This window comes from Acidithiobacillus ferridurans, from assembly GCF_003966655.1.
Classification (GTDB): domain Bacteria; phylum Pseudomonadota; class Gammaproteobacteria; order Acidithiobacillales; family Acidithiobacillaceae; genus Acidithiobacillus; species Acidithiobacillus ferridurans.
Genome location: NZ_AP018795.1, coordinates 432,949 through 450,627, shown reverse-complemented (window position 1 = coordinate 450,627; position 17,679 = coordinate 432,949). Strand labels below are relative to the sequence as shown.

General features: G+C 60.5%; 14 protein-coding genes and 1 tRNA gene. All 15 read left to right on the top strand.

The window, feature by feature from the left end; translation table 11 throughout:
* Window positions 1-28 precede the first annotated feature (28 nt).
* On the top strand, window positions 29-1,450 hold the full coding sequence (locus AFERRID_RS02200; RefSeq protein ID WP_113526524.1) for a TolC family protein: 1,422 nt from the start codon (window positions 29-31) through the stop codon (window positions 1,448-1,450).
* Window positions 1,447-2,529: an efflux RND transporter periplasmic adaptor subunit gene (locus tag AFERRID_RS02195; protein ID WP_126604284.1), complete on the top strand. Its 1,083-nt coding sequence runs from the start codon at window positions 1,447-1,449 to the stop codon at window positions 2,527-2,529. Before AFERRID_RS02200 ends, AFERRID_RS02195 begins: the two co-directional genes overlap by 4 nt.
* Complete coding sequence (locus tag AFERRID_RS02190) at window positions 2,522-5,797, top strand: efflux RND transporter permease subunit (protein WP_126604283.1); 3,276 nt, start codon at window positions 2,522-2,524, stop codon at window positions 5,795-5,797. Before AFERRID_RS02195 ends, AFERRID_RS02190 begins: the two co-directional genes overlap by 8 nt.
* 6 nt (window positions 5,798-5,803) lie before the next feature.
* Window positions 5,804-6,025: a YgaP family membrane protein gene (locus AFERRID_RS02185; protein WP_113526527.1), complete on the top strand. Its 222-nt coding sequence runs from the start codon at window positions 5,804-5,806 to the stop codon at window positions 6,023-6,025.
* A 3-nt stretch (window positions 6,026-6,028) separates the two neighbouring features.
* Window positions 6,029-6,454: a rhodanese-like domain-containing protein gene (locus AFERRID_RS02180; RefSeq protein WP_113526528.1), complete on the top strand. Its 426-nt coding sequence runs from the start codon at window positions 6,029-6,031 to the stop codon at window positions 6,452-6,454.
* 2 nt (window positions 6,455-6,456) lie between these two features.
* Window positions 6,457-6,738 carry a glutaredoxin 3 gene (grxC, locus tag AFERRID_RS02175; RefSeq protein ID WP_368356501.1) on the top strand — a complete coding sequence of 94 codons (282 nt, stop codon included), beginning with the start codon at window positions 6,457-6,459 and terminating at the stop codon, window positions 6,736-6,738.
* Window positions 6,739-6,768: 30 nt separating this feature from the next.
* On the top strand, window positions 6,769-7,203 hold the full coding sequence (gene trxC, locus AFERRID_RS02170; protein WP_113526529.1) for a thioredoxin TrxC: 435 nt from the start codon (window positions 6,769-6,771) through the stop codon (window positions 7,201-7,203).
* Window positions 7,204-7,287: 84 nt separating this feature from the next.
* A complete protein-coding gene (locus AFERRID_RS02165) occupies window positions 7,288-8,616 on the top strand; it encodes an N-acetylmuramoyl-L-alanine amidase (RefSeq protein ID WP_113526530.1) in 1,329 nt (442 codons plus the stop codon).
* A 73-nt stretch (window positions 8,617-8,689) separates the two neighbouring features.
* Complete coding sequence (gene trhA / locus AFERRID_RS02160; protein ID WP_126604282.1) at window positions 8,690-9,343, top strand: PAQR family membrane homeostasis protein TrhA; 654 nt, start codon at window positions 8,690-8,692, stop codon at window positions 9,341-9,343.
* 55 nt (window positions 9,344-9,398) lie between these two features.
* Window positions 9,399-9,474, top strand: a tRNA-Glu gene (locus tag AFERRID_RS02155).
* Between the two features lie 141 nt (window positions 9,475-9,615).
* On the top strand, window positions 9,616-10,491 hold the full coding sequence (dapA, locus tag AFERRID_RS02150) for a 4-hydroxy-tetrahydrodipicolinate synthase (RefSeq protein WP_113526531.1): 876 nt from the start codon (window positions 9,616-9,618) through the stop codon (window positions 10,489-10,491).
* 37 nt (window positions 10,492-10,528) lie between these two features.
* Window positions 10,529-11,662, top strand: coding sequence for an outer membrane protein assembly factor BamC (locus AFERRID_RS02145; protein ID WP_126604281.1), 1,134 nt, complete (start codon window positions 10,529-10,531; stop codon window positions 11,660-11,662).
* A complete protein-coding gene (gene purB / locus AFERRID_RS02140; RefSeq protein WP_126604280.1) occupies window positions 11,659-12,966 on the top strand; it encodes an adenylosuccinate lyase in 1,308 nt (435 codons plus the stop codon). Before AFERRID_RS02145 ends, purB begins: the two co-directional genes overlap by 4 nt.
* Window positions 12,963-13,685, top strand: a complete 723-nt coding sequence (gene purC, locus AFERRID_RS02135; protein ID WP_113526534.1) for a phosphoribosylaminoimidazolesuccinocarboxamide synthase — start codon at window positions 12,963-12,965, stop codon at window positions 13,683-13,685. Before purB ends, purC begins: the two co-directional genes overlap by 4 nt.
* A 70-nt stretch (window positions 13,686-13,755) precedes the next feature.
* Window positions 13,756-17,610: a phosphoribosylformylglycinamidine synthase gene (purL, locus tag AFERRID_RS02130; protein ID WP_126604279.1), complete on the top strand. Its 3,855-nt coding sequence runs from the start codon at window positions 13,756-13,758 to the stop codon at window positions 17,608-17,610.
* Window positions 17,611-17,679: the final 69 nt, after the last annotated feature.

Below are 17,679 nucleotides of genomic sequence, written 5' to 3'. Positions count from 1 at the left end.
GGTGTCGCCTGTCGCGGCGAGGAAAGATATGCCCTTTCGTCCTCATAAAAAAATACGCTCCATTTCAATCGTTCTGCTCATGGCTACCGGTGCGTCGCTACCCGCCGCAGCCCTCGACTTCAATCAGTGCGTTGATCTTGCCCTCAGACAAAATCCGGAAATGCTCGTGGCCCATGCCCGACAAGCAGAAGCCCAGGGCGCAGTTTCCGAGGCGCGTGGTCATCTGCTTCCTAAACTCGCGGCCTCTTTCTCTGCCAGCCAGTCGAACAATGCCCTGACGGTGTTCGGCATGAAGCTGTCGCAGCGGCAGGCAACGTTCAACGATTTTGGCGCGGGACAGTTCAACCCGAATGCGCTGGGTGTGGCGCCGACAGGGCTGGATCAACCGGGTGGCTACCATAATTTCGGTACCAAGCTGCAAATGGAAATTCCGATCTGGAATGGCGGGGAAATCCGGGGGCGCATCGATCAGGCGCGGGCCATGCTGGAGGCCGCCCAGAGCGGAAATACCATGGCCCGGCAGAAGCTGGTTTATGCCGTCCTCAAGGCCTATGACGGTGTGGTCGCCGCGGACACGTCTATTGAGGTAGCGGATAAAGCCAGGCAGGCAGCCGCATCGTATGTCAAAACCAGCCGCTCCCTGCTGGCGCGCGGGGTACTGATAAAAAGCGATCTGTTGTCCGCGGAAGTCTATCTGGAAAAGGCGGAACTGGCCGTCGAAAGTGCGCGGAATGCTCGGGCTAACGCCCTGGACAATCTTGCCACGTTGATCGGCTGGCCGGAAGAAAAGACGCTCACCGTGAACGGCCCTGTCCGGCCCATATTGCCTGCGGCGCCGCTCAGCAGCCTGCAGAGCGATGCGATGGCGCAGAATGCGGGTATCGTCGCCCTCCGCCATCAGGTCAAAGCGGCGCAGGAAGGTATCGGCATCGCCCGCGCCGCATATCTGCCGCATATCAACGCGATGGCCAATCAGGAATGGAATGGCCGCACTCTCGGCAATGCGGCGCCGTCCTACACGGTAGGTGGAGAAGTAACCTGGAATATGCTCGACTTCGCGCGGGGCGGCAGTCTGGATCGCGCACGGGCGAAACATGAGCAGACTCTGGCCGCGTTACAGGAAGCGCAAGATAAGTTGCGTTTGGAGGTGGCGCAGGTTTGGCGTAGTGCGCGGGAGGCAGCGTTGCGTGTCAGGATGCGGGAGCTTGCGGTCAGGCAGATGGAGGAGGCGCAGCATATGGTGCGCCTGCGTTACGAAAATGGCATAGAGACTGTGACGGGCCTGCTGCGCGGACAGGCGGAACTGGATAAGACGCGTGCCGAGCTCGTCTCCGCCCGTTATGCGGAAGCGACAGACCGTGGCGCCCTGTTGCTGGCCATCGGCAAACTGAACCCTCAGGAAATCGTCGGTGTGAGCAGTGTGCCCACCGCAGAAGGAGTCTCCCAATGAACACCCCGAAGCGAACCGCGCGGATTGCGGCCCTGATATTCGCTATGGCAAGCCTCGCCGCCTGCAGTAAATCGCCTCCCGAGGCGCCCCTGGCGCAGGGTAAAGTTTCTGCGCCCGTGCTGCAGATGCGGAATCAAAGTATGGCTGCCTTCGCCCGTGTGCCGGGTACGGTCGTTGCCCATCAGCAGGTGCAGCTCAGCTCGCGTCTGAGTGGTTACATCCACTCCATGAGTGTGCGGGACGGACAGCCGGTACGGGCGGGACAACTGCTTTTTGAGGTGGATCCGGCGGATGTCGTGGGGCAGGTGCAACAGGCGCAGGCGGGGCTGGCTGAGGCGCAGTCGGCGCTCACCGACGCCCGCTCCAATTATGAGCGGTTCAAGGTCCTGTACGCTCAAAAGGCGATTCCCAAGCAACAGTGGGACCAGACAAAGTCGGCCTATGGCATGGCGCAGGCCCGTGTTGCAGCCGCCCGCGCCGGGGTCGGCACGGCGCAGTCACAACTGCGCTATGCCCGGGTAACGGCGCCCTTCTCCGGGATCATCACCCGTAAGTTCCTGCAGAACGGAGACCTCGCGTCACCTGGTCAGCCCATTCTGGCGCTCGCGGACACCTCCCGACTGGAAGTCCAGTGCAGTGTCAGCGGGACGCTGTATCGCAGCCTCCAGATCGGTCAGAAAGTCGCGGTCCTCGCCGAGGGAAAACGTGTTCCCGCAACGGTTCTGGATTTGGTCGGGGCTGCGGACGCGATGACCCATGCCCATACGGTCAAACTCAGCCTACCCGCCGACAGTGCACTACAGGCCGGCGACTATGTCAGCGTGGAAGTGCCGGTCACCCAGCGGCAGGTGATGACAGTGCCAGCGGCTGCCTTGCTGGATCGGGCCGGAATCCCCGGTGTTTTTGTCGTTGACGCGCAAGGTGTCGCGCATTATCGCATGGTGCGACCGGGTCCGAGCACGCCGGAGGGTGTGGAAATTCTGTCGGGGCTGAGTGCGGGAGAGACGGTGGTCGTGGGCAATCTCGCCGCCGTGAATAACGGAGATCACATCGAGCCAGCGGGAGCTACCCATGGCTGAGTCCGAGCAGCGGCAAAATCTGGCAGGGCGGCTCGCTCAGTCGTTTTATAAGTCCAAGATCACGGTGTTGATCATGGTGGCCATTGCCCTGTTCGGGGCTTTGGCGATTCTTGTCACGCCGCGTCTGTATAACCCGGAGATCGTAGTGCCCGCTGCTGAAATTTTCATCATGCGACCCGGCTCTGACAGCGAGGAAGTCCACCATCTGGTGATACGGCCCCTGGAAGCCCTGATGGCTTCCCTGCCTGGTGTCCATCACACCTATGGTTACGCAATCAATGATATGGGGGTGGTCACCGTCGAGTTCCAAGTCGGTGCCAACGAAGAAAAAAGCCTGCTGGAAGTCTACAACCAGCTCAGCCGAAATATGGACAAAATGCCCCCCGGTACGGAACAACCCCTGGTTAAATCCATAGGCATCAATGATGTTCCGATCATGTCGGTGACTCTGAGCTCCAGCCAGATGACGCCTTTGGCATTGCGCCAGGTCGGCGTGCGGCTGATGAACCGGCTGCAGAGTGTGCCGGACGTGGCGAACGCCGAAGTGATCGGCGGCAGTCCTCTGGCCATCAATGTGTGGCTGAATCCGGCCAAGCTTTCCGGTGTCGGCCTCAGTCTGCAGGATATCCAGCAGGCGCTGAGGGGGAGCAACGTCATTCTTCCGGGTGGCCACCTAGTGCACGACAATCAGGAAATTCCCCTGCGTATCAATGGGGCGATAGGTTCGGCGCGGGGGGTCGGTAACCTCATTATCGGCAGCCATGACGGGCAACCGATATTTCTGAAGGACGTGGCCCGGGTGGAAGAAGGGGCCGCGGAAAATCACATCGCGACCAGCAATACCCTTGGGCGTGCAAACCGGGTCGGCCTGCCTGCGGGCACGACCATGCAGGCTGTTACCATTACCCTTGCCAAACGCCCGGGGACCAATGCCGTGACCGTCGCGGACGCGATCAAGGCGAAACTGGATCGTCTGGAGCGGGAGGCACTGCCGGAGGGTGTGCATGTTTCCGTCACCCGTGATTACGGCGCCCGTGCCGATGATGCGGTCAGTACCCTTTTCGAGCACCTCAGCATCGCCGTCGCGGTCGTCGCGGTTATCCTGATGATATTCCTCGGCTGGCGGGAGGCGGGGATCGTTATTCTGACGGTGCCGCTTACCTTGGGTATGGTGCTGGGCATCGGCTGGCTGCTCGGGCAGACCATCAACCGGATCACCCTGTTCGCGCTCATTCTGTCGCTGGGGTTGCTGGTGGATGGCGGTATCGTTGTCATCGAAAACATACATCGCCATTTGCATGGCTGCGGCAAGGATGGTTTCGCGCGCTGTATCATCAATGCCAGCAATGAGATCGGCAATCCAACGAATATAGCGACGCTGGCGGTGATTCTCGCCTTCGTGCCAATGGCCTTTGTGACGGGGATGATGGGGCCTTTCATGTTGCCCATCCCTATTTTTGTGCCAATTGCCATGATTGCGTCGGTTCTGCTCGCCTATACGGTGGTGCCCTGGGGGGCGTACCGGTTTCTGCGGAGTAAAGCCGACCGGCAGGCCAGCGCTGAGAAAAGTGGGCATGCGATGCTGCCGGACGCCCTGCAGCGTGGTTACCTCCGGGTGTTTACGCCCCTGCTGAAATCCTCCGTGCGTCGCAATGTCTTTTTCATTGTGGTCGTCGTGCTACTTCTGCTGGCGATGCTGATGCCGATGTGGCAGTTCATCCGCCCTCAGGGCATGAATGGTCCCCTGAGTGCCCTCGGGGTGAACCTGAAGATGCTGCCGGAGGGTAATGTCAGTGATTTCATGATACAGGTAGATACCCCAGCGGGTACTGCGCTGGCCGAGACCGGACAGGTCACGGAAGCGATCGGCAATGTGCTCAGCCGCAATCGCTATGTCGAAAATTTTCAGACCTACCTGGGCCGTTCTGCACCTGTGGATTTCGCGGGACTGGTGCGCGGTGACATGATGCGCGAAGGCAGCAATTACGCTCAAATCCAGATCAACATGGTGCCGCGGGATGAGCGACCCATGTCCCATGCCGTTTCCGTGGAAATCTATAAGGCGCTGCAACCCGTCCGGGAGCGTTTCCCGGGCACCGTCATCAAGATTTTCGAGGTGCCGCCGGGGCCCCCGGTACGTGCTCAGGTGGTGGCGGAACTCTACGGGCCCAACTATGAGAAGCTGCGTCAGGTGGCGGGTTCGGTCGAGCAATATTTTCGTAAAGTCTACGACATGATCAATGTGGATGACTCGGTGACGGCGACGGTACCTGAATACCTGCTGCATGTGGATCGGCAGAAGGCCATGTTGGCCGGGGTCGCACCGGCTCAGGTGGCGGCGCTGGTGCATGATTACGTGGCGGGTACCAAACTGGGTGCCCTGCATGTGAAAAATGCCCGCGAGCCGGTGGATATCGTCCTCCGCATGCCTCCGACGGATCGCGCCTGGCGGCAGCAGATACTCGACCTGCATGTGCAGAGCCGAAGCGGGCAGCAGGTGCCTCTGGCGAGTATTGTGCAGATCGAACGGACGACGCTGGCCAAGCCAATTTATGACCGTGATCAACATCCCGTGGTATACGTGACCGGGGATCTGATGGGTTCCAGCCCGGTCTACGCGGTGTTATCGCTGAATCACTGGCTGGACGGCAAGACCATCGACGGTGTGCATCTCAGTACCGCCAATTTGGGTTTTTCGCCCGCCCAGCCCGATGATATTACCCATTACCAGATTCTCTGGGGCGGTGACATGCGTCTGACCCTCGACGTCTTCCGTGACCTCGGCGCCGCTTTTATCGTTGCCCTGGTATTCATCTACTTGATGCTGGTGGCCTACTACCAGTCTTTCATGATGCCGGTGATCGTCATGGGCGCCATTCCGATGACCTTGATCGGGGTTTTCCCCGGGCACTGGCTGCTGAACACGCCGTTTAACGCCACCTCCATGATCGGGGTCATCGCCCTGGCCGGTGTCGTTGTGCGCAACTCATTGTTGTTGATTGACTTTATTATAGACTACCGGCGCCAGGGCTACACCCTGGAAGAGGCTGTGCTACAGGGCGGTGCGGTGCGTTTCCGCCCCATTCTCCTGACGGCACTCGCCATCATGTTCGGCTCTGCCATCATGGTGACCGACCCGGTCTTCGGCGGGCTGGCAGTTTCCTTGATATTTGGCACTTTCGCCTCCACATTGCTGACATTGATCGTGATTCCGCTGCTCTATTTCCTTTGGGAGCGGCGCTTGGAAAAACATACACAAGGAGTTTGACTGCGGATGAATACGGAACGTTGGGTGCGGGTGGTTGCCGGTTTTTTTGTATTGCTCAGCGTGGCGCTGGGGGCTTCGGGCAGCCCGATTTTTGTGAGCGAGTGGTTTTTGGTCGTCACCCTCTTTGTGGGTTTCAACCTGCTGCAAAGTGGTTTCACCTGTTTCTGCCCACTGGATCGCATTCTGCTCAAGTTCGGAGTGCCTGGTTCCGGGACCTGCGGACGCTAAGCCATGGAGCATAAAATTCTTTTCTTTATCGAGTCGCAGTGGCCCTTGCTGCTTGGGGCCGTGGCGCTGATCATCATGATTTTCAAGGGGCCATTGACGCGAAGGGCGGTCGGTATCCATGAAGTAGACCCGGCGACCGCGGTACAGTTGATCAACCATGAAGATGCGGTGATCATCGATGTGCGGGAGCAGAAAGAGTGGTCGCAGGGGCATCTGCCCGGTGCCCGGCACATTCCTCTGGGTGACTTGCCCAAATATATGCAGGATCTGGAGAAGCATCGTGGCCATCATGTCATCTGTCAGTGTGCGAGTGGCATGCGTTCATCGCGCGCCGCAGCGAGCCTGAAAAAAGCCGGTTTTGATAAGATTTACAGTCTGAGAGGCGGGATCGGCGCGTGGCGGAGTGCCGGGCTGCCGATAGAGAAGTGATCGTGAAAGGGGCGGTAGTGCGAATGTACGCGACGGGCACCTGCCCGTATTGCCGACGCGCCGAAGCGCTGCTGTGCAGTAAGGGGGTCACACCTGAAATCCTCCGGGTGGACCGGGACCCCGCGCTGCGCCAGAGCATGCTCAAACTCGCACATGGGCGGCATACGGTGCCGCAGGTATTTATCAATGGCCGACATGTCGGCGGCTATGATGACCTTGCCGCACTGGATCGTCGCGGTGCCTTGGATGCCTTGTTGCAGGAAGATGGCCAGGGGGATGGATAATAGCGGTTCGATGAAACATCGGGGGAAGTTATGACATCCGTGATATTGCTTTGTCCTGCCTGTGGCGCCGTCAATCGGGTGCCCAAAGAGCGTCTGGGGGAAAACCCCAAGTGTGGCAAATGCCACGCACAGATTTTTCCTGACCACCCCGTCAATCTCGGCAGTAGCCGTTTTTCCGAGTATATTCAGAAAAACGAATTGCCGGTGCTGGTCGATTTCTGGGCCCCCTGGTGCGGACCGTGCCGAACCATGGCACCGCAGTTTGAGCAGGCGGGTCGGGCGATGCGGGGGCGTGTGCTCTTTGCCAAGGTGAATACCGAAGATGAACAGCAAATCAGTGGTCGCTTTCAGATTCGTTCCATCCCCACCATGGTGCTTTTCAAGGCCGGAAAAGAGCTGGCGCGGATGAGCGGCGCCATGAGTGCAGCGGAACTTCAGCGTTGGTTGGCAGGACAGGGAGTCTGAGACCCAAGCATTAGCTTGACTTCTTCCGGATAAGCTCTAACTTACCACTATAACTCAGCATTTATAAAGGATAGTGGGGGCGCTATGGCCGGGATGTCTGATGCGGGTTCTTCAAGGCGGCAGTTCCTGCGACAGGCTGCGCTGGGCGGCGCATTGTTGTGCGGCTGGAATCTTGCCGCCGCTGCGCAGCTCCGTGGATTGCGGGTGGGCCGCTACGGGCACGGTGTGCGTCTGGTCTTTGATCTCAATCGGCGTTTGTCGGCTGCACCGGTGATCCGTAGCGTGGGTGAAGTGCTGCATATCGAGTTGCCCGGCATACAGCATTGGCTTGGCCGTCCCGTGGTGCCTGCGCTGGGACCACTGCAGGGCGGCGCGGAGATGAACGAGAGCGCCGCCGGGGTGGTGCTGCGCTTGCCTTTGCGGGAAACGGTACGCTGGCATAGTTTCTCTCTGGGGCCTGGTGGTGGTGCTTCACATCGCCTGGTGCTGGATTTGATGCCCGTCGCTGGAACTGCGGTGGAGTCTTCCCGTTCGTATCCCGTTGCCGGGGCGGGGCGGCCCATTGTGGTCTGCCTGGATCCTGGCCATGGTGGCCACGATCCGGGTGCCATCGGCGCCAGGGGGACCCGCGAGAAGGATGTCGTGCTGGATGTTGCTCTGTCTTTGGCCCGACTGATCCGCAGCACCCCCGGAATGCGTCTGGTCATGTCCCGTGATACCGATCGTTATGTGCCGCTCATGGATCGTATGCACCTGGGCTTGGCGCAGCGTGCCGACCTCTTCGTCTCCATTCATGCGGACGCCTTTCCGGAGCGAACAGTGAGCGGTTCGACGGTCTGGGCGCTGTCGCAAACGGGGGCGACCAGTGCGGCGGCCCGCTGGCTGGCCAGAACGCAGAATGCCGCTGATCCTCTCCTCGGCCACGTACAATCGGGGGTGCATGATCTTATGCTTAACGAGGTACTCATCAATATGACCCAGACGGCTGCCATGAACGCGGCGGCTGCGGCTGCGGATATGATGATTCGCGGGTTGGCAGGGGTGGAGGATTTGCACAACGCGGCCGTGCAGCACGCCAATTTCGTAGTGCTGCGCGCCCCGGATGTGCCGTCCATGCTGGTGGAGACTGCCTTTATTTCCAACCCGCAGGAGGAACAACGCCTGCGTGATCCGGATTTCCGTCAACTGCTTGCGCGCACCATGCATGACGCGGTCCTCGCCCACTTCGTGAACGCACCACCGGCGGACAGCGCGTGGTCTGCGACGCGGCATGTGCTGGGAAAAGCGGAAAACCTGGCGGATGTGGCGCACCGTTACGGGCTGAGCATAGAGGCTTTGCGTCTGGCCAACAATCTGCCGCACGGAGAGGGTCAGCCGGGAGCACATCTGCGTGTTCCCATCATGGGAGCCTGACGCGTCATGGCGGGAATCCGGGTGACTATGTTATAACTAACCCAAATGCATGATGCAGAATGGCGGACGGGTGATGGAGCTGAATTCGGGCGGTATGGTGCGGGATCAGACCCGTGTTGAAGAATGGATTAACAGTCTGCTGCACGGCGCAGGCGCGGTCGGTGCCTCGCTGGTTTTTGTGCTGTGGATCGTTGGCGCAGGTCTCCACAGCACCCCTCTCGCGGTAGTCACTATCAGTATATTCGTGGTTACCATCGTGATGCTGTACGGCGCTTCGACCGTCTATCACATTCTGCCGTCGGGGCGACTTAAACGGGCTTTTCAGTTGGTGGACCGATCCGCCATCTACCTCCTTATTGCCGGCACTTACACCCCGGTGACGCTGATGGTGCTCCATGGCTCGTGGGGTTGGACGCTGCTGATTGTTGAGTGGGGCCTGGCGGCGCTGGGCATCTCTCTGCTGGCGATGGCTGGGACGCGCGCGCAATCGATTTCTCTCTGGCTCTACCTCATCATGGGCTGGCTGGCGGTATTCGCCGCCGTGCCGCTCTATAATTCCGCACCCGGCTGGTTTTTGTGGTGGCTGGCCGCTGGCGGGCTGGCCTATACCATAGGCGTCCTCTTTTTTCTGCTGGATCGCTGGAAATATTTCCATTCTATCTGGCATGTTTTTGTCATCGCCGGTACGGCGTTGCAGTTCTGGGCTATTCTTCAATATGCTGGCTGAAGGAGCATCGGCTTGGTCTTGCTTTTGGGGAAGAAGAGCTTATAATCTGCGCTCCGCTCCCATCGTCTAGTGGTCTAGGACACTGGCCTCTCACGTCGGTAACAGGGGTTCGAACCCCCTTGGGAGCGCCACTTTCTTTTCTCTGATCGTCCCATTCCGAATGCGCTGAATGGCCGTCCGCGGACGGTGCGGGTTTCTTGCCTTGCCAAGCCCGCCGTCGGGCAAGTACCATCCCTGGCAGAAATGGCATGCGATAAAGCGGGAGCTGGATCATGTTTCATGGCAGTATGGTAGCTTTGGTGACGCCCATGCAGGTGGACGGGGCAATAGATGATGTTGCACTTCGCGAACTGGTGGAGTGGCACATCGCCGAAGGGACGCACGCGCTGGTTGCCGTCGGCACTACGGGAGAATCCGCCACCCTCGAAATGAGGGAACATGTGGCGGCGATCCAGACGGTGGTGGAACAGGCCAGGGGGCGCGTTCCGGTGATCGCCGGAACCGGGGCCAACGCGACCCATGAGGCCATAGAGCTCACCCGTGCGGCCATGGAAGTCAAGGCCGATGCAGCGCTGCTGGTTTCCCCCTATTACAATAAGCCCACTCAGGAAGGACTGTTCCAACACTATTCGGCGATCGCTGAGCACTGCCATTTCCCCATCATCCTCTACAACGTTCCTGGTCGCACTGCTGGTGATATTTTACCGGAGACGGTGGCGCGCCTGGCGCCGCGTGCGGATATCGTCGGCATCAAGGAAGCAAGCGGCAAAGTCGAACGGGTCGCCGAAATTCTGGCCTTGTGCGGGGATCAGGTGCAGGTTTACAGCGGTGATGATGGTGCTGCCCTTGCCGCCATGGCGTTAGGTGCGCGCGGCGTGATCTCCGTTACCGCCAACGTGGCGCCCCGACTGATGGCACGGATGTGTGACCTGGCACTGGCTGGAGACTTTGTGGGCGCCCGTGCGGTCAACGTGCAATTGACAGGATTACACCGGGATCTCTTTTTGGAGTCCAACCCCATCCCGGTCAAGTGGGCCCTGCACGAAATGGGCCGCATGGAGTCCGTTCTGCGCCTGCCCCTGACCACCCTTTCGACCGTTCATCATGAGCGTCTGCGCGAAAGTTTGCGCCGGGCGCAATGTATCTGATCATTCTCGCGCCTGGTCGCGTTCAGTGGAGTTTTGCATGCGCCGTTACGTAGCTCTTGCCGTGGTTGCCACTCTGGGTTTGGGGGGGTGCTCGTACATTCCCTTCTTCAAGTCCAACAACGGGCCCCAATACCAGGATTCCAAGGTGATGGAACCCCTGAAGATCCCGCCGGACCTACTGGTCCACGCGCCGCAACCGGGGGTTACCATACCGGGGGGAGCGGTAACTTCCAGCGAGTTGCCGACGAATACGAATAGCGCCTCCGGTGGCTATGGACTGTTTCAACCTCACGAGGCGGCCGGGCAGAAGCCGGTAGAGGAAAAAACCCTCGCTGGCGTGGGGGCGCAGATTCTGGGTAGCGGCGCGGACTTACGGTTGAGCACGACCGCCCGGCCAGAGCGGATTTGGGCCGCTCTGAAAGCGGTACTGGCGGCAGATGATACCTCGGTGGCGAAATTTTCTCCTGAACAAGGTGAACTGGTCACTGACTGGCGTGATTTCCGCAGTGGTCTGGCCTTTGTGCTGGGGCATACTGTCGCACCAACCTATCGGGAGAAATACACCTTTCACCTGAGTGCTGGTGAAAAGGGCGCGGAAATCCTGACGATACAACAGGAACGCCTCTGGAATAATCCCAACGGCAGCAGCGTGGGGTGGAAGAAGGTGCCCGCCGACGCCGGGCATAATCGTCAGCTTATGGAAGCGGTGCAAAAACGTCTGAGCGAGGAATCCATTCTCGCAGAAATGCCGGAGATCAAAGTGACCCGCTACCGGGATGACCGCGGCCCTTATCTGGTGTTGAATGCCGTCCCCGCCAAGGCGGAGCCCGCAGTACAAGTGGTCTTGCAGGGTCTGGGCTATCCCGTGCAAAGGGAAGGCACGGGGGTATGGAAAGTGCAAGTCCGGGAGGGCGGTGCACAGGCAGGCCAGAAACAGAGTTTCATCGGCGGCATCTTCCAGCGGACCTGGGATAATATCAAGGCAATCTGGAGCAGTCGGGAGAAACAGAAGCCCGTTTCTGTCCGGGTGACGCTGTTGCGCATGAAAGACGATACGGGCAGCGTCCTGGAGACGACGCCGGGCGTGGGCAAGGATGCGCCCAAATGGTCTGCAGAAATTCTCGACAAGCTGCAGTCGGGCCTGTCTCCCAAAAACGGAGATAAGGCATGATCGAGCGCTACACTCGCCCGGAAATGGGTGCCTTATGGACGCAGGATGCCAAATATCAGGCCTGGCTCGACGTGGAACTGGCGGCCTGCCGGACGCTGGCAGTGCAGGGACAGATTCCTGCCGACGCCCTGGCCGAGATCGAGGCGAAAGCGGCTTTTGATAGCGCCCGTATTGCGGAAATCGAGCGGGAAGTCAAACACGACGTCATTGCCTTTTTGACGTCCGTGGCCGAGCATGTGGGACCGTCCAGCCGCTTCATCCACCTTGGCCTGACCTCTTCGGACGTGGTGGATACGGGTTTTGCGCTGCAGTTGAAGCGTTCCGGGGCACTGCTGCTGGAAGGGATGGATCGCCTGTATCAGGCACTGGTGCATCTGGCCTGGAAGCACAAGGACACGGTGATGATCGGCCGCTCCCACGGCATTCACGCGGAGCCCATCACTTTTGGTCTGAAGGTGGCGGTGTGGTGTGCCGAAGCGCAGCGCAACCGGCAACGCCTGATCAGTGCCATAGACGCAGTGTCTGTGGGTATGTTGTCGGGCGCCGTCGGAACCTTCGCCAACATCGACCCCGGTGTCGAAGAAGCGGTCTGTGCGGATCTGGGGTTGGCCCCCGAACTGGCCAGTACGCAAGTGATTTCCCGGGACCGTCATGCCGAGTTTTTCGGCACCCTGGCGGTGATTGCCGGATCCATCGAGAAGATCGCCGTGGAAATCCGCCATCTGCAACGCACCGAGGTGCTGGAGGCGGAGGAGCCGTTCTCCGCCGGGCAGAAGGGCAGTTCCGCCATGCCCCACAAGCGCAATCCCATCCTCTCCGAGAACCTGACCGGTCTCGCCCGCCTGCTGCGTGGTTATGCGGGCATGGCGCTGGAGGATATCGCCCTCTGGCATGAGCGCGATATTTCCCACTCCAGTGTGGAGCGGGTGATTGGCCCCGATGCCTGCATCATCATGGACTTCATGTTCCATCGGGCGAGCGGCCTGCTGGAACGGCTCGTGGTTTATCCGCAGCGGATGCTGGATAACCTGCACAAGATGCATGGCCTGATTTTCTCACAGCGGGTGCTGCTGGCGCTCACCGGAAAGGGCATGCTGCGCGAAGACGCCTACCGGGTGGTGCAGCGCAACGCGATGCAGGTCTGGGAGGCGAATGCGGACTTCAAATCTCTCCTGGCAGAGGACCCGCAGATTCAGCCTTATCTGAGCGCGCCGGAACTGGCGGCGTTGTTTGATCTTGGCTATCACACCCGCAATGTGGACGCCATTTTCGCTCGCGTTTTCCCGGAAGGACAACCCCAATGAATGAACGCATCGCTCTCTACGAAGGCAAGGCCAAGATCGTCTATGCCAGCGAATCACCCGATGCGCTGATCCTGCATTTCAAGGATGACACTTCGGCTTTTGACGGCGAAAAGGTCGAGCAGCTCGCCCATAAGGGAGAGATAAACAATGCGTTCAATGCCTTCATCATGGAGTATTTGCAGGGTGAGGGTGTGCCGACCCATTTTATCCGCCGCCTCAATGCGCGAGAAAGCCTGGTGCGCCGTCTGGAGATGATCCCGGTGGAGTGTGTGGTGCGGAATCGGGCTGCGGGGTCCTTGTCCAAGCGCCTGGGTATCGAGGAGGGCCGGGTCCTGGAGCCGCCGACGCTGGAATTCTTCCTGAAGAACGATGCGCTGCACGACCCCCTGATCAACACGTCCCATATTCGCACCTTTGGCTGGGCGACGGCAGAAGAAGTAGAGGCCATGCGCCGGTGGACGATGCGGGTCAATGTGCTGCTGTCCGCACTATTTGCAAAAGCGAACCTGATTCTGGTGGACTTTAAACTGGAGTTCGGGCGTTTTGACGGTGAGCTTTATCTCGGCGATGAATTCAGCCCCGACGGCTGCCGACTCTGGGACGCCCGGAGTCTGGAGAAAATGGATAAAGATCGCTTTCGTCGCGGCCTGGGCGGGGTGGTGGAAGCCTATGTGGAAGTCGCGCGCCGCCTGGGTGTGCCGCTTCCGGCAACATCATAAAGTCGTAATCTTTCCAGCGGGATAGTCTTCTGGCTCGTCCTGCCGCGTTTCTTGAATGAGGGACCATCCCATGCTGCTGCTTCGCGGCCCTGCGGCGCTGTCCGCCTTTCGTGTGCAACACTTGCTACGCATCCTCGTTGCCGAGGGCTTTCCCGTCCAGAGCGCAGTCGCTCAATACGTCCATCTGATGGATCTCGGCGCGCCCCTGACGTCGGCAGAAATGGGGGTGCTGACGGCTTTGCTGCATTACGGGGAAGCTGCGGAAGGACGTGCAGAGGACGCAGCGGAAGTCTGTGTGGTGCCCCGCCTCGGGACCATCTCGCCATGGTCCAGCAAGGCGACGGATATTGCCGGACGCTGTGGATTGGGTGCGGTGCGGCGTATTGAACGGGGGGTTTCATATCGCTTGCGCAAAGTCGGCGGTGCGACCTTCAGCGTGGCGGAGTTACAGGCGATGAGCGGGCTTTTGCACGATCCCATGACCGAGTCGGTGTTGCCGGACTGGGCGGCGGCAGAGACCATTTTTGCGCACCCGGAACCCGCATCGCTGACCCGCATTCCTCTGCACAAAGAGGGGCGTGCCGCCTTGCTTTCGGCCAATAACCGTATGGGGCTCGCTCTCGCTCCGGCGGAACTGGATTATCTGTTTGATTATTTTTCCGGCTTGGGCCGCGATCCCAGTGATGCCGAACTGATGATGTTTGCGCAGGCCAACTCCGAGCATTGTCGGCACAAGGTGTTCAATGCGGCTTTCCGGCTGGATGGCCAGGATCAGGCCCTCAGCCTCTTCGCCATGGTTCGCGAAACTCACCGCCTGCATCCGCAGGGTACGCTATCCGCCTATAAGGACAATGCCGCGGTCATGGCGGGTAGCGCGCTGAGCCGGCCTTTCGCGGTGGGCGTGTCGGGAGCGTATGCCGTAGCGGAAGAGCGCACCGCCATTCTGATGAAGGTGGAAACCCACAACCATCCGACGGCCATTTCGCCTTTTCCCGGAGCGGCTACGGGCAGTGGCGGCGAGATTCGCGATGAGGGCGCCACCGGGCGGGGCGGCAAGCCCAAGGCCGGTTTGACTGGGTTCTCGGTATCGCATCTGCGGATTCCCGGCTATATCCAGTCATGGGAGTCGAATCCTTACGGAAAGCCGGCGCGTATCCGCTCGGCGCTGGACATCATGCGCGAAGGCCCCCTGGGTGCTGCGGCCTTCAACAATGAATTCGGCCGCCCGGCCATTGCCGGTTATTTCCGGGTCTTCGAATGTGATCAGGACGGGCTGCACCGCGGCTACCACAAACCCATCATGCTGGCCGGCGGTCTGGGGCAGATTCGCCCCTCGCTGGTGGAGAAGAAGCCCCTGCCGGAAGGCGCCAAGGTGCTGGTTATCGGCGGCCCGGCCATGCTCATCGGTCTGGGGGGGGGCGCCGCATCCAGTGTGGCCAGCGGGGCAGGGGATGAGCAACTGGATTTTGCCTCGGTGCAGCGCGGCAATCCGGAAATGCAGCGCCGGGCCCAGGAAGTGATCGAGCGCTGTATTGCCCTGGGAGAGGACTCCCCCATTTTGTCCATCCATGATGTCGGGGCGGGCGGGCTCTCCAACGCCATTCCCGAGTTGCTGCATGATGGTGGTCGTGGAGGCCGTTTGCAACTGCGGGCGGTACCCAATGAAGAACAGGCCATGTCGCCCATGCAGATCTGGAGTAATGAGGCGCAGGAGCGTTATGTGCTGGCCGTGGCGGCAGCAGACTTGCCGCGTTTCACGGAGATCTGCGCCCGCGAGCGCTGCCCCTGTGCGGTCCTGGGAGAAGCCACGGCGGAGGATGCCCTGATTCTGGAGGATTCCCTGCTCCATGACCGGCCGGTGGATATGGCCCTCAGCGCCCTGCTGGGCTGCCCGCCGCGCATGGAGCGGGACAGCCGGCATGTGCGGCCCGATTTGCGGCCACTGGACCTGTCCGGCGCCGACCTGCGCGCTGCCGCCTATGCCGTCCTGCGCCATCCTTCGGTAGCCAGCAAGGAATTCCTGATCACCATCGGTGACCGCAGTGTCGGCGGCCTGATTCACCGCGACCAGATGGTGGGGCCGTGGCAGGTGCCGGTGGCCGATTGCGGCGTTACGGCAGCGGACTTCTGGAATAACCACGGCGAGGCCATGGCCATCGGCGAACGTGCCCCGGTGGCGGTGTTGAATCCTGCAGCCAGCGCCCGGCTGGCCATTGCCGAAGCCCTCACCAATCTTTTTGCCGCCGATGTGGCCGCGCTGGGAGATATCAAGCTCTCGGCCAACTGGATGGCGGCGGCGGATCATCCGGGAGAAGACGCGGCACTCTATGACGCGGTACGCGCGGCGGCACTGGAACTCTGTCCGGCGCTGGACCTTGCCATCCCGGTGGGCAAAGACTCCCTATCCATGCGCACTATCTGGCGAGAGGAGGGCGTGGAAAAGACCGTCGTGTCGCCCCTGTCGGTGATCATCTCGGCCTTCGCGCCAGTGGCGGATTTGCGGAAGAGCTGGACCCCCCAGTGGTCTGCTCAACCCGATACGGATCTCTGGCTGGTGGACTTGGGGTGCGGCCGGCTCGGCGCTTCCATTCTGGCCCAGACTTTGGGGCAGATGGGCGATAGTACGCCCGATCTGGATGCTCCCGAGTGGTTGCGCGGCCTGTTCTCCGCATTGCAGGTGTTGCGCATGCAGGAACTGGTGCTGGCCTACCATGACCGCTCCGACGGTGGTCTGTGGGCGACTCTCTGCGAAATGTCTTTCGCCAGCCGTTGTGGAGCGGACATTCAACTGCCTTCGGGAGCGGATAGCTGGTCCTTCCTCTTTGCCGAGGAACCGGGGGTGGTCATTCAGACCCCAGCCGCCCAGCGCGAGCGAATGATGCAGATTTTTGCCGATGCCGGCCTCGCTGGACGGGCGCAGGTCATTGGTCAGGTAAAGGCCGACCACTGGCGTTTACAAATACAGCAGGATGGCCAATCCGTCCTGAAGGAAGCTGGCGCTGATCTACTGCGTGTCTGGGCGGAGACCAGTAACCGGATGCAGGCCCTGCGCGATGATCCGCTTTGCGCCCAGGAGGCTTTTGCTGTGGTGGCCAGCGAGGACGCACCGTTGTTTTCCCATCTGTCTTTTACCCCGCAGATGCCGATGATTCAAACTGGGGTCAAGCCCCGTGTGGCCATTCTCCGCGAACAGGGTGTCAATGGCCAGATCGAGATGGCGGCGGCTTTCCATCGTGCTGGTTTTACCGCCGTGGACGTGCATATGAGCGACCTTGCGGCCGGTCGTCATCGCTTACCGGATTTCCAGGCAATGGCTGCTGGCGGCGGCTTTTCCTACGGAGATGTGCTGGGCGCCGGTGCGGGCTGGGCCAAATCGATCCTTTTCCACGATCGTCTGCGGGACGATTTCGCCGCCTTCTTTGCCGATACCTCGCGCCTCGCCCTGGGCGTTTGTAATGGCTGTCAGATGTTGGCGGAGCTGCGCGACATTATCCCCGGCGCGGCGCACTGGCCGCGTTTTGCGCGCAATCGCTCGGAGCAGTTCGAAGCGCGGTTGGCCATGGTCGAGGTCGTGGATTCGCCGTCGCTGTTATTTGCGGGTATGGCGGGCACTTATGCGCCCATCGTTATTGCCCACGGCGAAGGGCGGGCGCACTTCGCCGGGGATCAGCCTGGCTCAGGGGGGCCTGTTACCATGCGCTTTGTGAATGCCCAGGGACAGCCCGCAGTGCAGTATCCAGCCAATCCCAACGGCTCCCCGCAAGGCGTTACCGGCCTCTGTAATGAGGACGGCCGAGTGTCTATCCTCATGCCGCACCCGGAGCGGGTCGTGCGTAGCCTGCAGATGAGCTGGCGGCCGCCGGAGTGGGGTGAGGCTACACCCTGGATGCAGATTTTTGTCAACGCGCGGAAGGCGTTGGAGTAATGTTTGGAGCAAGGGATATCTCATGGTTCAGGCGGAATCGGATAGAAGGCGTCAGCCCGACCTCCACCT

Bases quoted from the DNA above. Each gene is read 5' to 3' on its own strand.
- AFERRID_RS02185 (WP_113526527.1), top strand. From the start codon at position 5,804: ATGAATACGGAACGTTGGGTGCGGGTGGTTGCCGGTTTTTTTGTATTG.
- trxC (WP_113526529.1), top strand. From the start codon at position 6,769: ATGACATCCGTGATATTGCTTTGTCCTGCCTGTGGCGCCGTCAATCGG.
- AFERRID_RS02190 (WP_126604283.1), top strand. From the start codon at position 2,522: ATGGCTGAGTCCGAGCAGCGGCAAAATCTGGCAGGGCGGCTCGCTCAG.
- AFERRID_RS02195 (WP_126604284.1), top strand. From the start codon at position 1,447: ATGAACACCCCGAAGCGAACCGCGCGGATTGCGGCCCTGATATTCGCT.
- AFERRID_RS02165 (WP_113526530.1), top strand. From the start codon at position 7,288: ATGGCCGGGATGTCTGATGCGGGTTCTTCAAGGCGGCAGTTCCTGCGA.
- purB (WP_126604280.1), top strand. From the start codon at position 11,659: ATGATCGAGCGCTACACTCGCCCGGAAATGGGTGCCTTATGGACGCAG.
- AFERRID_RS02180 (WP_113526528.1), top strand. From the start codon at position 6,029: ATGGAGCATAAAATTCTTTTCTTTATCGAGTCGCAGTGGCCCTTGCTG.
- AFERRID_RS02200 (WP_113526524.1), top strand. From the start codon at position 29: ATGCCCTTTCGTCCTCATAAAAAAATACGCTCCATTTCAATCGTTCTG.
- purC (WP_113526534.1), top strand. From the start codon at position 12,963: ATGAATGAACGCATCGCTCTCTACGAAGGCAAGGCCAAGATCGTCTAT.
- purL (WP_126604279.1), top strand. From the start codon at position 13,756: ATGCTGCTGCTTCGCGGCCCTGCGGCGCTGTCCGCCTTTCGTGTGCAA.
- dapA (WP_113526531.1), top strand. From the start codon at position 9,616: ATGTTTCATGGCAGTATGGTAGCTTTGGTGACGCCCATGCAGGTGGAC.
- AFERRID_RS02145 (WP_126604281.1), top strand. From the start codon at position 10,529: ATGCGCCGTTACGTAGCTCTTGCCGTGGTTGCCACTCTGGGTTTGGGG.
- trhA (WP_126604282.1), top strand. From the start codon at position 8,690: ATGGAGCTGAATTCGGGCGGTATGGTGCGGGATCAGACCCGTGTTGAA.